Origin of the sequence: Archangium lipolyticum (assembly GCF_024623785.1) — a bacterium.
Taxonomy (GTDB): Bacteria; Myxococcota; Myxococcia; order Myxococcales; family Myxococcaceae; genus Archangium; species Archangium lipolyticum.
Genome location: NZ_JANKBZ010000005.1, coordinates 259283 through 272739 on the forward strand (window position 1 = coordinate 259283; position 13457 = coordinate 272739).

Here is a 13457-nt window from a genome sequence, read left to right on the forward strand (position 1 = left end):
GATGGATTCCCCCTCAACGGTCGGGTGTGACCATGGCACAGGATGCTGGATTCTGGAGAGTCCAGAGCGCACGATGACGGCTGCCGATCGCACCTCATCCCACCATCTGGACGGAGATATGAAGAAGCTCGCCATCGTCGTCGCCGGAGGACCGGCCCCGGGTATCAACAGCGTGATTGGAGCGGCCACCATCCGGGCCAGTCTCTCGGGGGTGGAGGTCCTTGGCATCCAGGATGGCTTCAAGTGGCTGGCCGAGGGGGACATCTCCCACGTCGTCCCCCTCACCATCGCGGACACCAGCCGCATCCACTTCCGGGGCGGCTCATACATCGGCATCTCCCGCGCCAACCCGACCCGCACCCCCGAGCACCTCCAGCGGACCATCGACGCGCTCGAGCGGCTCGACGTGGGCATGCTCATCACCATCGGGGGTGATGGCACCGCGACGCTCGCGCAGATCATCTCGGAGAAGACCCGCGGGAAGATCCGCGTGGTCCACGTCCCCAAGACGATCGACAACGACATCGACCTGCCCGAGGACACGAGCACCTTCGGTTTCCAGACCGCGCGTCACGTGGGCGTGGAGATCGTGAAGAACCTCATGGTCGACGCGAAGACCACCTCGCGCTGGTACTACGTCATCGCCCAGGGGCGGAAGGCGGGGCACCTGGCGCTGGCCATCGGCAAGTCGGTGGGGGCGACCAACACCCTCATCCCCGAGGAGTTCCGCAAGGGCCGGGTCCCGTTCGCCACCGTGGTGGACATCCTCGCGGGCTCGGTCATCAAGCGGCTGGCCTATGGCCGCCCGGATGGCATCGCCCTCATCGCCGAGGGCCTCGCCGACTGCATCGATCCCGAGGATCTGGCGAAGTACACGGAGCTGCCGCGCGACCACATGGGCAACATCCACGTGGCGCAGATCAACCTGGGGGAGGTGCTCATCAAGGGCGTGGAGGAGCGGCTCGAGCGCCTGGGCATCAAGGCCACCCTCATTCCCAAGTACATCGGGTACGAGGTGCGTTGCGCCGACCCCATCCCGTTCGACATGGAGTACACGCGCGACCTCGGTCACTGCGCGGCCCGGTACATCATCCAGGGCGGCACCGAGGCGGTGGTGTCGATGATCGACGGGCGGTTCCGTCCCATCTCGTTCCAGGACATGAAGGATCCGGCCACCGGGCGGCCCCGGGTGCGGATGGTGGACATCGACTCGGACCGTTACCTCATCGCTCGCGGGTTCATGCTCCGGCTCAAGCGGGAGGACTTCGAGAAGCCGGAGGAGCTGGCCCGGTTCGCCAAGGTCGCCCGCCTCACGCCGGATGCCTTCCGCGATCAGTTCTTCCATCTGGTGAAGGACGAGTCCCTGGTCGTGCCCGACGTGGGCCCCCAGCTTCCCGCCAACGACGGACCGGGGTCGAAGCCCGCTCCGTGAGGTCAGGCGGCGCGGGATGAGCCGGCCTGGGCGCTGGGGGCTTCCTCTTCGTACACGGGGAGGCTCACGCGGAAGGTGGAGCCCCGGCCCAGCTCGCTCTCCACGGAGATGTCGCCGCCCAGCGCGGTGACGATGCCGTGGCACACCGACAGCCCGAGTCCCGTCCCCACGCCGACGGGCTTGGTGGTGAAGAACGGGCTGAAGATGCGCTCCAGGTTCTCCTGGGAGATGCCGCACCCCGTGTCGCTCACCTCCACGAGGACGCGCGTGGGGCCGTCCATCCGGGCGGAGAGGCGGATCTCGTTCTGCTTCGCCTGCCCCGGCGGAATGGCGTGGGCCGCGTTGATGAGGAGGTTGAGGAACACCTGGCTCAGCCGTGCCCTGTGCGCGTTCACCGCCGGGACGGCGTCCAGGTCCTCCACCAGCCGGGCCCGGTCGCGCATCTCGTACGCCGCCACCTTCGCCGCGCCGCGCAGGGTGGTCACCACGTCCACCGGGCCGAGCTCCATGTCGTTGGGGTGGGAGAGCACCTTGAGGTCCTTCACGATGAGGCGGACGCGCTCGGCTCCGTCACGCGCGTCGGCGAGCGCCTCCAGCATCTCCTGGCTCTCCTCCTGCGTGGGCACGCCCGAGGTCCGGACCAGTTGCTGCTGCACGTAGTCGAGGTTGCAGAGGATGAACGAGAGCGGGTTGTTGATCTCGTGGCCCAGGCCCGCCGCGAGCTGGCCGATGGTCGCCAGCCGCTCGGCGAAGAGGAGCTGGGCCTGGGCGATCTGGAGTTGCTTCAGGCTCTCCTCGAGCCGGGCGTTGGTCCGCTCCAGCTCGGCCGTGCGCTGACGGACGGTCTCCTCGAGCAGGGCGTTGTAGCGGCGCATCTCCCGCTCTCCCTGCGTCGCGTGTTCGCCGTGGCGCTCGGGCACCGCGAAAGGAACCACCCTGGATTGCATCTTCATCATGCCGACCTCGCGTGCGATACAGGCGGGGTCTTGCGACGAGCGTGCCATCGGGGCCGCTCCCGGGAGGACCGCCACCGGGAGGAGTCCCGTTGGGGCGTTCCGCCACACCCGGGCCATGAGGCCTCTGGGGCGGTGTGGCGATCCGCCACGATGTCCCGGTCCCGCCTAGCGGGCGGCGGGCGGCACCGGGTCCCCGATGCGCAGGTGCCTCGGCTGGGACTGGACCCGCTCGAACCAGGAGCGGATGGCCGGGTACCGGCTCAGGTCGAACCGTCCCTCGTCCGCCACGTGCGTGTACGCATACAGGGCGATGTCCGCGATGCTGTAGCGCTCACCCGCGAAGAAGGGGCGCTTCTTCAGCTCGCCCTCCATGACGTCCAGGGCGGCATAGCCCTTCTGGATGCGCTCCTCGAGCTCCCGCTCCTTGCCCGGGGGGACGCCGTAGAAGGCGATCCACGCGCGGGCCACCGCGATGTAAGGCTCATGGCTGTACTGCTCGAAGAACATCCACTGGAGCATCCGCGCCCGCTCCAGCTTGTCCGAGGGGATGAACGGAGTGCCCTCCGCGAAGTACCAGAGGATGGCATTGGACTCGGCGAGGAACACCCCCGGCTCGAGCTCCACGGTGGGCACCTTGGCGATGGGGTTCTTCGCCTTGAACTCCGGAGTACGCGTCTCTCCGGCGCTGGTGTTCGTCTCCACCGTCTCGAAGGGAATCCCGAGCTGATGCAGGAGGAGGCGGACCTTGTAGCAATTCCCCGAGGGGTGGGACTGGTAGAGTTTGATCATGGAAACGAGCCTAGCCGAGGCTCACTCCCGGCGGCTGCGCGTCTTGTAGGTGAGCACGGGGGCGAGTGTCGCCACCACCCGGACGAGCCCGGCGTCCACCAGGTCCTGCACCACGCGGTCGATGGCCTTGTACGCGGGAGGTGCCTCCTCGAAGAGCAGGTCGCGGTCCTCGCAGATGACGTGACTCTTGAAGGAGGTGCGCGTGAGGGCCTCGGGGGTGAAGCGCTCGCGCATGCGTTCGCGGGCACTGGAGCGGGTCCACTTGCGGCCAGCCCCGTGCGCCAGGCTGTGGGCGTGGCCCGCGCCATCGCCCGTGGGTAGCACCAGGTAGCTCAGCGAGCCGCGACTGCCGGGAATCACCACCGGCCCCTGGTCCGAGGGCGCCGCGCCCTTGCGGTGCAGCCAGCAGGTGTGCCCGTCGAAGGGCTTCGGGGTGACGCTGTTGTGGCAGACATCCAGCACGCGCCTTCCCGCCGCGCAGATGCCCTGCATCATCCGTCCGGCGATGGTGGCGCGATTGGCCCGCGCCCAGGCCACGGCATGGTCATGCCGCGTGAGGTACTTCAGCGCATCGTCCGAGTCCTCCGTGAGTCCCCGGGTGCCATGCCGGTCCACGTGCGCCCGGAGGATGGCCTCGCCGAGTCCGCGAGAGCCGGAGTGGACGAGCAGCAGGAGCCGATCCGATTCCAGCCCCAGCGAGGTGAAGGTCTTCGCGTCGTGCACCGCGTCCACCCGTTGCACCTCGGCGAAGTGGTTGCCACCGCCCACCGTGCCGAGTGCCGCCTCGAAGCCGCAGGGCTTCACGCCCATGTCGGCGAGCACCGCACCCGTGTCGCCCCCCCACGGTCCATCCAGGTCCAGCTTCGCCGCCCAGCGCTCCGGCTTCGCCTTGCGCGCTGGCAGGTCCAGCTCCCAGAGGCCCATGCCACAGCCGATGTCGTTGCCGACGAGGAAGGGATAGAAGAGGCCCTCGGAGGTGAACGCGGCGCCCACGGGCGCTCCCTTGCCCGGGTGGAGATCAGGCAGGCCCACCGCGGAGCGCATGCCTGGAAGTCGCGAGGCGGCTTCGAGCTGACGGATGGCTTCACCCTCCACCCACGACTGGGGCGAGGCAATGACACGGACGTGAGGAGTGGGCGAGTTCATGCCGTCCCGGACGCGCGCGGCGTCCGGTGCCTGACGCGCCAGGGTCGGCGCGGGCGGCCGAGCCGCCCGGTCGCTCCGTGTCAGAGGTGGAAGTCCCCTGCTGCTTCGGGTTGGTACGGCACCGCGACGATGCGGAGCGTCCGGGTACGTCCGCCCGGGACCGGCCACTTGATGGACTGGCCCACGGACAGCCCCAGGAGGGCGCTTCCAATGGGGGCGATGATGGAGATGCGGCCCTCGTCGCTGCGTGCGTCCTGCGGGTAGCAGAGCGTGACCCGCCGGATCGAGCCCGTCTCCTCATCCTCGAAGACGACGGTGCTGTTCATCGTCACCACGTCTGGCGGGACGTCCTGGGCGCTCTTCACCTCGGCCCGGGCCAGCTCCTGCTCCAGCATTTCGGCCAGCTCGGCGTTGCGCCCGCCGGAGTGCTGCTCGATGACACGCTGGAGTCGCTCGAGGTCGGTCTCCGTGACGATGATGTGTTGCTGTTTGCTCATGGTGGTGCTCCTCCTGCGGCAGTGGCCGCGCTCGCGGCCTTGGGTCAGTGGGGGGAAGGCGGCGGGTACTCGTGGAGTGGCTTGCGTGTCCGTCCACGAGGGCGGTCAGGACAGGGCCACCCGGGAGCGAGTCAGGGCCGTCTTCGGGAGGGGGCGGAACGCCGCGCGCCGGGACTAGAACTGGTGGCGGGCGGCGTGGAACTCGAGACAGGCAGTGGCCCGGTCGTGGGCGGGCAGGACTCGGCGCACCACGGCCCAGCGCGTACCGGACTTCGTCGGAGCTGGGCAGAGGGACGTCATGAGTTCGGGCACCCGGGGTTCCAGTGCACGACTATAACGGCTTGTCCTCCGCGTGCAAAGGCAGGCGGCCCCTCGAGTTCGGGTGTGCACCTCCGGGACGGAGGAACAATCCCGTCGGAGCAGGGGTTGACCAGGAGGACGATGCTGACCGGGCATCGTCGTGAACCCAGGATCGTCGAGATGCGCACGTTGCCACCGCCAGCCCCCGTCAGGAATGAGACATCCCGGGCGGGAGTGTGCCTGCGCTCGTGCGTGCTCCACAGGGCCGCGGCCTGGCTTTCCTCTCGCGCCGCGGCACCTCTTTCCTAGGGGCGCCAGCGGTCGTTGAGCGAGGAAGAGACCTCGTCTGGCACGCCCTCGATGCCGGTCCTCGTCCAGGTCCGCATCCCCTCACCCCCGTTCCCCTGCGCTCCCACGGGCTGGAGTCCCGTCCCGCCCGAGCTGCGCGCGGAGCGCACACGGGAGCCGTGAGGCCAGGCGTCGCTGGATGCGCCGAGCCGGATTTCATTCAAAGGTGGAAAGGAGGCTGTCATGAGGGTGCGAGACGTGATGCTGCGAGATGTGGCCGTTGTCAGGCCAGAGACGAGCTTCCGCGAAGCGGTAGCGCGGATGAGGCAGTCCCGATGCCCTCTCGTCGTCGTGTGGGACGGGCACGCCATCCACGGCCTCGTGACGATGCGGGGGCTGGTGCTGGGCGCCGAGGCGTGGGCTCAGGGGTACCCCATCCAGGGCGTGGGGGACGTCGTGAGCCTCAACTTCATCTTCACCCACGAAGACGAGTCGGTGGCGGAACTGGCGCGGCGGATGGTTCACGGGGGAGCGCGGCGGGCCATCGTCGTCGACGGGGAGATGCGCGCGGTGGGCGTGGTCTCTCCCCGGGAGCTCGCGAAGCTCGATGCGGTCGGGCGGGCCTCCGAGGAGTCCTTCCCCGCCAGTGATGCCCCCGCCTGGACAGGCGCCACGGCGGGGTGACGCGTGCCCCGAAGCGGCCGCTCTCCTACGTCCTTCACCTGAAACGGAGGTCCCCATGCGTTACCTGGCTCTCGCCATGAGTCTGGATGGAACCCTGGCCGCCGCCGGCCATATCGAGGCGGCGCTCGAACAACTGCGGAGCTCGGGGCGACGCGCCCTCCTGGTGACCGCGCGACGGCTCGGGGAGCTGCCCGAGGTCTGCCCCCGCCTGGAGCTCTTCGATTGCGTCATCGCTGAGAATGGAGCCGTCCTGCACTGGCCGGCCCGCCGCGAGAGTCTGTCCCTGCGCGAGCCCGTTCCCGAGTCCTTCACGCGAGCCCTGCGCCAGCGCATCCCTTCCTCCGTCGAGCGGGGCCGGGTCGCCGTCTACACCCATGCGTCGCGGGCGTGTGCCCTCGTCGAGACGGTTCGCGAGCTCGGTCTCGAGCTGCAGATCTTCTTCTGTGGTGAGTCGGCGCTGGCCGTGCCTCCGGGCGTCAACAAGGGGGCGGGACTCCAGGAAGCGCTCCTGTCGCTCGGGCTGTCTCCACACGAGGTCGTCAGTATCGGCAGCGAGGCCAATGACCATTCGCTCCTGGAGATGAGCGAGTGCGCGGTGGCCGTGGCCGATGCGCTGCCCGCGCTCAAGGAGCGGGCTGCCTTCGTGACGAGAGGAAGGGCGGAGGCCGGGGTGGTCGAGCTCATCGAGGAGCTGGTGCGCGATGACCTCCAGGCGGCGAGGGGGTGGATTCCCCATGACGCGCTGCTGCTCGGCTTCGATGGGGCCGGAGACGCGGTGTGCGTTCCCGCCTATGGCGACAACGTCCTCGTCGCGGGGCCGCGGGGCGGCGGACGGTCGCGCTACGCCTTCGGGTTCCTCGAGCGCCTCATCCAGAAGAAGTACCAGCCTTGTGTCATCGACCCCGTGGGGGACTTCGAGCCGCGCGAGGACATGGTGAGGCTGGGGAGCCGGCTGCGTGCGCCTCGCGTGTCCGAGGTCATCGCCGCCCTGGCGGACCCCTCGGTGAAGCTCGTGGTCAACCTCGCGGGGCTGCGTCCCTACGAGCAGCCGGGTTTCAGCTCCGAGCTGTTCACGGCGCTGGCGCTGATGCGCAAGCGGACGGGGCGGCCGCACTGGATTGTCGTCCACGGAGCCCAGCACCTGTGGCCCGCCGGAGAGCGTGCCGAGGGGCTTCCCTCGAAGCTGGGAGAGACCCTTCTGGTGGTGGAGGACCCGGGGGAGGTGGCGCGTCCCCTTCTTCGGCAGGTGGATGTCGCCGTGGCGGTCGGGCCGGCTCCCACGCGGACCCTCGGGCAGTTGGCCGAGGCGCTCGACAAGACCACTCCCCACACCCGGCTCAGCACCGGCCAGGAAGATGAAGTGCTCGCCTGGTTCATCACCGAGGGGCGTTGGCCCCTGCGGCTGAGGGTTCCACCCGGGCGCGCGGAGCGTCTACGCCGGCTCCACGGACACGTGGAGGGAGACCTGGGCTCCGGGAGCTTCGTCTTCCATGGGCCGGAGGGGAGGCTCGACCTGCGGGCCCAGAACCTGAGCAGCTTCTGCCAGATGGTGGAGGGAGTGGATGAGCGGACGTGGCTCTTCCACCTCTGGCACGGGGACTACTCGCGCTGGATCCGGCACGTCCTCCGGGACGACGAGCTGGCCCGGGAGATCTCCGCCATCGAACAGCGCTACGAGCTCCCCGCGGCGGACAGTCGCCGGCGGGTCCGTGGTGCCATCGCCCACCGGTACGCGCTTCCCGCCTGAGGTGGGGTGGGCCCGCGGCCAGGTGGGCCCACCTCTCTGCTCCTGGGAGCGTTTCGACATGACTGGGATTGCACTCGTTCTGGCCATCGTGTTCATCGGAATCGTCCTCTTCTCCCTGGAGACGGTTCCCCTCGAGGTGACGGCGCTCGCCATCGTCTGCCTGCTCGCGCTGACGGGAGTCCTCACGCCGGCGGAGGCCTTCGCCGGGTTCTCCAACGAGACGGTCATCTTCATCTTCGCGCTCCTGGCGATGACGGAGGGGCTGTCGGCGACCGGGGTGATGCACAGGGCCGGGAGCTGGCTGGCCCGCTTCGGCCGGCGTGGCTCCCGGGGATTCCTCGTGGGGCTGATGCTGCTGGTGGCGGTGTTCTCGGCCTTCGTCCCCAACACGATCACCACGGCGGCCTTCCTCCCGGTGGCCCTCCGAGGCGCGAAGGCCGCTGGCCTGCGCAGGAGCCGGGTGCTCATGCCACTCGCCTTCGCCTCCATCCTGGGGGGAATGGGCTTCCTGTATGGGACCTCGACGAACCTGGTGGTCTCCGCGCGTCTCGATGACCTCGGGATGCGCCCCATCGGTCTGGTCGAGCTCACGCCGGTGGGGCTGCCCGTGGCGCTCCTGGGCATTGCGCTCCTCCTCCTCCTGACACCCGTGGTCCTGCCCACCCGGACGGGCGTCGGCGAGGAGGACGGGCGGGCGCGGGACTTCATCACCGAGACTCCGCGTCACTCCAAGGCGTTGCTCGCCATCTCCCTCTTCGCGGCCGCGCTCGTCCTCGGCTCGGTGGGACTGGTGCCCCTGTCGGTCGCGGGCATGGCGGGCGTCCTCCTCATGGTCCTCACCGGCTGTCTGGACCCGAGGCGTGCGTTCCGCATCGACTGGCGGGTGGTGCTGTTGATCGGCTCGATGATGGCGCTCGGTCTCGCCATGGAGAAGAGCGGGGCGGGGCGGTTCCTCGGAAGCTTCGCGGCCGAGGTCGCCGGCGTGGGTGGCCCGCGCCTGGTGCTGCTCTGCCTCATGGTGCTGACCGTCGTGCTCTCCATTCCGATGAGCAACCAGGCCGCAGCGCTCGTGGTGTTGCCCATCGGGTTGAGCGCCGCCGCGGGCCTGGGCGTCAATCCCCGCACGTTCGCCATGGGGATTGCGCTCGCCGCCTCATGCTCGTTCATCACCCCGCTCGAGCCGAGCTGTCTGCTGGTGTACGGCCCCGGGCGCTACCGCTTCAGTGACTTCTTCCGTCTCGGAGGGCCTCTCACCGTGTTGGTGCTCGCCGTGCTTCTCGTGCTCGTCCCCTGGGCCTGGCCGATGGAGGCGCACGGCCTGTCCGGCGGGGCGGGGTAGGGCACGGCGGCACCCATCAGGTGCCGACGAGCCGGAAGTCGGATGCCTGTTCGAGCTGGTGGACACGGGGTCCTCGACGGAGGACACCCTTGACGGTCACGTAACGCTGTTCGAGGTGGGCCGCGGTCGCCTGCCGGTAATCGGTGGCGCCCAGTGTGACTCGGACCTTCAGCAGCTCATCCTCCACCTGGGCCTGGAGGACGACGGCTCCTTCGACTTCACCGTACTCACCTGGCTCCCCCATCAACTCCACCACCCTGCCGACGAACTGGTTGGGCTGTGCTCCACGGGAGGGCCGGAGCTGGTGGGCCATCTTCTCGATGGCCTCGTACATGTTCCGATCCACATGGACCTCGGAGGGCACCTCTGGCTCGACGGGGAGCAGGGGGGACCAGGAGCTGCGCAGTCGTAGGTCAGCGCTCTCATCGCGCGGCATCATCTCGACGAGCGCCTCGCAGAGGTTGGCGCTCACCACGGGCTCGCCACTGGCGGGCTCGAGGACCCTCTCGGGCGCGCCCGCTCGAACGGCCGCGGCCACGTGTGCCACCGAGCGCAGGAGCAGCAGGGAGGCGCGCCTTCCGAAGGACTCTTCCCGTGCCGACCGTTGCGGCGTCACATCGAGCGGTGCTTCCACCGTCAGGACGAAGCTCCCCAGTTCCGTCTGCCCGAGGCGGCATTCCTGGAGGAACGCATCTGCCTCCGCCAGGGTCATTCGTGGGTGGAAGGTCGTTCCCGGACGCTTGATGCTGCAGGCGCTGGCGAGCAGGGCCTTGCGCACGCCATTCACCAGGTCCAGCCCATTGCCCAGACGGATGCCTCCATCTCGCGTCTCCTCGCCTTCCAGGGCGAAGCGGATCAGGTCCCACCTGGGCCGCAGCAGGTCTCGCAGGAGCGACTCCATGGAGCGCTGCTCGTATTCGGCGACGCGTCGCGCGACCTCCACCATCGCTTCGCCATAATCGATGAGGTCGCGATCCAGGGGGACCTGGACCTCCGCGACGGGCGCCTGGCCGATGCGATAGATGGCCGCTTGGAGACGGCGCGACGGGATGCGGTTCCATCCGCGTGCTTCCAGATAGGCGCGCACGTTCTGGTAGTCGACCCGGTTTCCGAGCGCGAGGAGTTGCTCCGCGTTCATGGTGCGAGCTCCTCTTCACGGGACACCTTGCGCAACAGGTCGCGCAGGGTGTCGTGGTCGAAGGTCTGCCTGCGTGACAGGCGGACCGTCTGGCTCGTTTCGTTGGTCGTGGCTGGCAAGCCTCGAAGCGAGAGCCAGTAGGCACATCGCCGCAAGGTGAGCGCCTCCTCGGTGAGGGTCAGCCACTGCCCCTCGTCCCCTGGCATGACGAACACGACGAGGATGCGTGGAACGAGCGACGGGGCGATGAGATCGTCGTAGTTCTTCCGGGAGAGCTCGAAGGAGAAGGCCCTCTCGGGAAGTGGGTCGAGCACCGTGGCCTTGAGCTGGATGGCCAGCTCGGGCGAGGTCAGGACCGCATCTTCCGTCAGCAGTCCGCGTGCGCGGACCTTGAGGTCCACGCTGTCTCGGTCCTTGCGTACCTCCTCGACCGAGAATCCGGCCCGCGAGGCGATGGCGCGAACGTACGTGAGGCTCAACTCCTCCTTGATATCGTCGGGGCTCAGCATGGCCGGCTACTTGTGGTACGGCTCACCCTTGAGGATGGTGAAGGCGCGGTAGAGCTGCTCTACCAGCACGACCCGTGCCAGCCGGTGCGGCAGCGTCATCTTCGACAGCGAGAGCACCAGGTCCGCGGACTGTCTCACCCGCTCGTCCAGGCCCTCGTCACCGCCGATGATGAGCAGCAGGTCCTTCGCTCCATCCTGCGCGCGGCCCACGTAGCGGCTGAACTCCACCGAGTCCAACAGCTTGCCCCGCTCGTCGAGCGCCACCAGCAGATCCTGCGGCTTGCGGCGCGAGAGGATGGCCTCGGCCTCCTGGGCCTTGGCGTCCCCCGCCTTCCCCTTCTTCCCACCCGCCTCGGGCAACTCAATCAGCTCGAAGCGGGTGTAGTGGGTCAGGCGCGAGGCGTACTCCTGGACCGCGGGCTCATAGAGGCCCGAGCGGTCCTTGCCTATCGAGAGGAGCCGGACCTTCAGGCCACCTTCTCCCGCGGCGCGTCCGCCCAGAGGCCCTCGAGGTCATAGTGGGCGCGCATCTCGGAGAAGAAGAGGTGCGCCACCACCTCGCCGAAATCCAGCAGCACCCACTGGCCCGTCTCCATGCCCTCGTGGCCGATGGGGCGCAGGCTCTCGGTCTCCTTGAGGTTGGTCAGCACGTGCTCCGCCATGGCGGACACCTGCCGATCGCTCTCGCCCGAGCCCACCACGAAGTAGTCCGCGTAGGACGTCATCCCGCGCACGTCGAGGATGACGATGTCCAGGCCCTTCTTGTCCGACAGCAGGTGGGCAATCTTGCGCGCCAGCGCATGGGCGCGCGGGTTCTCCACCGGCGCCGAGGGCATCGCCGCTGGCGTCAGGGCCTTCTTCTTCGCCGTCTTCTTGCGGGCGGGCAGCTTCTTGGCCGCCGTCTTCTTCGTCGCCAGCTTCTTGCGGGCGGCCGGCGTCTTCGCCGCGCTCTTCTTCGCCGCCGTCTTCTTCTTCGTCGCCGTTTTCTTGGTCGCCATACGTGTCCTGGGGCCCACCCTAGCGCACCTGCCCGCTCCCGTGGATGACGTACTTCTGACTCGTCAATTCTCGCAAGCCCATGGGCCCGAAAGCATGCAATCGACTGGTGGAAATCCCAATCTCCGCCCCCAGGCCCAGCTCGCCCCCGTCGTTGAAGCGGGTGGAGGCGTTCCACACCACCGCGCTGGCCTGGGCTTCCCGGGTGAAACGCCCCGCCACCGCCGCGTCCGCCGTGACGATGGCCTCGGTGTGTTCGCTACCGTACCGGGCGATGTGCCCCAGCGCCGCGTCCAGCCCGTCCACCACCCGCACCGCCATGACGAGGTCCAGGAACTCCTGCCCCCAGTCCTCCTCCGAGGCCGGCTTCACCGGCACCCCGGCCCGCTCCAGCACCTCCACCGTGGCCCCGTCCCCGCGCAGCTCCACCCCCTTCGCCACCAGCTCCCGCCCCACCTGGGGCAGGAAGCGCTCCGCCACCGAACGGTCCACCAGCAGGCACTCGGCGGCGTTGCACACCCCCGGCCGGCTCGTCTTCGCGTTCACGGTGATGCGCGTGGCCATCTCCAGGTCCGCCGCCCCGTGCACGTACACGTGGCAGACGCCCTTGTAGTGCTTCACCACCGGAATCCGCGCGTTCTCCGCCACGAAGCGGATGAGCCCCTCGCCACCCCGGGGGATGCACAAATCAATCAGCCCCTCCAGCTTCAGCAGCTCCAGCAGCGTCTCGCGCTCGCCCGGGGGCACCGGCTGGATGCACGCCGCCGGCAACCCCGCCTCGGTGACGCCCGCCGCCAGCGCCGAGGCGATCGCCGCGTTGGAGCGCGCCGCCTCGCTGCCCCCGCGCAGCAGCGCCGCGTTGCCACTCTTGAGGCACAGCGCCGCCGCGTCGCTCGTCACGTTGGGGCGGGCTTCATAAATCATCAACACCACCCCCAGCGGCAGCCGCACCTTGCGCACGTGCAGCCCGTTGGGCCGGTCCCACTCCTCCGTCTGCTCACCCACCGGATCCTTCAGGCCGGCCACCGACTCCACCGCCCGGGCCATGGCCTCCACCCGCTGGGCGTCCAGCAGCAGCCGGTCCAGGAAGGCGCCTCCCTTGCCGGCGGTGCGCGCGGCGGCCATGTCCGCCTCGTTGGCGGCGAGGATGGCGGGGGTGGCCTGGCGCAGGTGGCGGGCCATGGCCCCCAGGGCCGCATCCTTCTGGCTGGTGGGGGCGGTGGCGAGCACGCGGGAGGCCGCCCGGGCGGTCTCGGCGAGGGAGCGCACGTCTTCCTTGGCAACGGACATGCCTCTCCTCTATCACCGGACCATGAGCGACGCCCGGTTGGAGCAGTTCAAGCAGATGGCGGCTGAGTTTCCCGACGCGCCCATGGCGCATTTCTCCCTGGGCAAGGCCTACCTGGAGCGCCGGCAGTACGCCGAGGCCGCCCAGGCCCTGGAGACGGCCGTGCGGTTGGATCCGGCGTACGCCGCGGCCCTGGTGTCCCTGGGGGATGCCTACGCGGGCGCCGGGCAGACGCAGAAGGCCCGAGAGGTGCTCACCCGCGCCCGGGATACGGCGCTCGCCCAGAGCCATGCCAGCCTCGCCGAGGAGATCGACGAGCGGCTGTCCGGGTTGGACTGAGACCGGCTA

At 69.1% G+C, this 13457-nt stretch carries 14 protein-coding genes; 5 read left to right on the top strand and 9 right to left on the bottom strand.

Annotated elements, in window-relative coordinates; genetic code table 11:
- Positions 1-118: 118 nt before the first annotated feature.
- The gene (gene pfp / locus NR810_RS13935; RefSeq protein WP_257452701.1) at positions 119-1432 is read left to right on the top strand and encodes a diphosphate--fructose-6-phosphate 1-phosphotransferase; all 1314 of its coding nucleotides are present in this window, start codon (positions 119-121) and stop codon (positions 1430-1432) included.
- A 2-nt stretch (positions 1433-1434) separates the two neighbouring features.
- Here pfp and NR810_RS13940 read toward each other — a convergent pair whose 3' ends face one another.
- From NR810_RS13940 to rnk, 4 genes are all read right to left on the bottom strand, one after another.
- Positions 1435-2388, bottom strand: coding sequence for a sensor histidine kinase (locus NR810_RS13940; RefSeq protein ID WP_306818154.1), 954 nt, complete (start codon positions 2386-2388; stop codon positions 1435-1437).
- Between the two features lie 165 nt (positions 2389-2553).
- On the bottom strand, positions 2554-3177 hold the full coding sequence (locus tag NR810_RS13945) for a glutathione S-transferase family protein (protein WP_257452704.1): 624 nt from the start codon (positions 3175-3177) through the stop codon (positions 2554-2556).
- Between the two features lie 21 nt (positions 3178-3198).
- Positions 3199-4323 (bottom strand): RNA ligase RtcB family protein, encoded by a 1125-nt coding sequence (locus NR810_RS13950; protein WP_257452705.1) that lies wholly within the window; start codon positions 4321-4323, stop codon positions 3199-3201.
- 80 nt (positions 4324-4403) lie between these two features.
- The gene (rnk, locus tag NR810_RS13955) at positions 4404-4820 is read right to left on the bottom strand and encodes a nucleoside diphosphate kinase regulator (RefSeq protein ID WP_257452707.1); all 417 of its coding nucleotides are present in this window, start codon (positions 4818-4820) and stop codon (positions 4404-4406) included.
- Positions 4821-5651: 831 nt separating this feature from the next.
- Between rnk and NR810_RS13960 the strand changes: the two genes are divergently transcribed.
- Genes NR810_RS13960 through NR810_RS13970 form a run of 3 tightly spaced genes read left to right on the top strand, consistent with a single transcriptional unit; the run spans position 5652 to position 9178 of the window.
- The gene (locus tag NR810_RS13960) at positions 5652-6092 is read left to right on the top strand and encodes a CBS domain-containing protein (RefSeq protein ID WP_257452709.1); all 441 of its coding nucleotides are present in this window, start codon (positions 5652-5654) and stop codon (positions 6090-6092) included.
- Positions 6093-6147: 55 nt separating this feature from the next.
- Positions 6148-7839, top strand: coding sequence for an HAD hydrolase family protein (locus NR810_RS13965; RefSeq protein ID WP_257452710.1), 1692 nt, complete (start codon positions 6148-6150; stop codon positions 7837-7839).
- 58 nt (positions 7840-7897) lie between these two features.
- A complete protein-coding gene (locus NR810_RS13970; protein WP_257452712.1) occupies positions 7898-9178 on the top strand; it encodes an SLC13 family permease in 1281 nt (426 codons plus the stop codon).
- A gap of 16 nt (positions 9179-9194) precedes the next feature.
- Here the strand turns inward: NR810_RS13970 and NR810_RS13975 are convergent, their stop codons facing one another.
- Genes NR810_RS13975 through NR810_RS13995 form a run of 5 tightly spaced genes read right to left on the bottom strand, consistent with a single transcriptional unit; the run spans position 9195 to position 13111 of the window.
- A complete protein-coding gene (locus tag NR810_RS13975) occupies positions 9195-10316 on the bottom strand; it encodes a hypothetical protein (protein ID WP_257452714.1) in 1122 nt (373 codons plus the stop codon).
- Positions 10313-10825 (bottom strand): DUF4365 domain-containing protein, encoded by a 513-nt coding sequence (locus NR810_RS13980; protein ID WP_257452716.1) that lies wholly within the window; start codon positions 10823-10825, stop codon positions 10313-10315. Before NR810_RS13980 ends, NR810_RS13975 begins: the two co-directional genes overlap by 4 nt.
- Before the next feature lie 6 nt (positions 10826-10831).
- A complete protein-coding gene (locus NR810_RS13985) occupies positions 10832-11296 on the bottom strand; it encodes a 23S rRNA (pseudouridine(1915)-N(3))-methyltransferase RlmH (RefSeq protein ID WP_257453252.1) in 465 nt (154 codons plus the stop codon).
- Complete coding sequence (gene rsfS, locus NR810_RS13990; RefSeq protein WP_257452729.1) at positions 11293-11823, bottom strand: ribosome silencing factor; 531 nt, start codon at positions 11821-11823, stop codon at positions 11293-11295. Before rsfS ends, NR810_RS13985 begins: the two co-directional genes overlap by 4 nt.
- Before the next feature lie 19 nt (positions 11824-11842).
- A complete protein-coding gene (locus NR810_RS13995) occupies positions 11843-13111 on the bottom strand; it encodes a glutamate-5-semialdehyde dehydrogenase (RefSeq protein ID WP_257452731.1) in 1269 nt (422 codons plus the stop codon).
- Between NR810_RS13995 and NR810_RS14000 the strand changes: the two genes are divergently transcribed.
- A complete protein-coding gene (locus NR810_RS14000; RefSeq protein ID WP_204221750.1) occupies positions 13110-13448 on the top strand; it encodes a tetratricopeptide repeat protein in 339 nt (112 codons plus the stop codon). The genes NR810_RS13995 and NR810_RS14000 overlap by 2 nt on opposite strands.
- The last annotated feature ends 9 nt before the right edge of the window (positions 13449-13457 follow it).

Coding starts and splice junctions, on each gene's coding strand:
- rsfS (WP_257452729.1), bottom strand. CDS start 11,823: ATGGCGACCAAGAAAACGGCGACGAAGAAGAAGACGGCGGCGAAGAAG.
- NR810_RS13965 (WP_257452710.1), top strand. CDS start 6,148: ATGCGTTACCTGGCTCTCGCCATGAGTCTGGATGGAACCCTGGCCGCC.
- NR810_RS13970 (WP_257452712.1), top strand. CDS start 7,898: ATGACTGGGATTGCACTCGTTCTGGCCATCGTGTTCATCGGAATCGTC.
- NR810_RS13980 (WP_257452716.1), bottom strand. CDS start 10,825: ATGCTGAGCCCCGACGATATCAAGGAGGAGTTGAGCCTCACGTACGTT.
- pfp (WP_257452701.1), top strand. CDS start 119: ATGAAGAAGCTCGCCATCGTCGTCGCCGGAGGACCGGCCCCGGGTATC.
- NR810_RS13945 (WP_257452704.1), bottom strand. CDS start 3,177: ATGATCAAACTCTACCAGTCCCACCCCTCGGGGAATTGCTACAAGGTC.
- NR810_RS13940 (WP_306818154.1), bottom strand. CDS start 2,388: ATGATGAAGATGCAATCCAGGGTGGTTCCTTTCGCGGTGCCCGAGCGC.
- NR810_RS13950 (WP_257452705.1), bottom strand. CDS start 4,323: ATGAACTCGCCCACTCCTCACGTCCGTGTCATTGCCTCGCCCCAGTCG.
- NR810_RS13995 (WP_257452731.1), bottom strand. CDS start 13,111: ATGTCCGTTGCCAAGGAAGACGTGCGCTCCCTCGCCGAGACCGCCCGG.
- rnk (WP_257452707.1), bottom strand. CDS start 4,820: ATGAGCAAACAGCAACACATCATCGTCACGGAGACCGACCTCGAGCGA.
- NR810_RS14000 (WP_204221750.1), top strand. CDS start 13,110: ATGCCTCTCCTCTATCACCGGACCATGAGCGACGCCCGGTTGGAGCAG.
- NR810_RS13975 (WP_257452714.1), bottom strand. CDS start 10,316: ATGAACGCGGAGCAACTCCTCGCGCTCGGAAACCGGGTCGACTACCAG.
- NR810_RS13960 (WP_257452709.1), top strand. CDS start 5,652: ATGAGGGTGCGAGACGTGATGCTGCGAGATGTGGCCGTTGTCAGGCCA.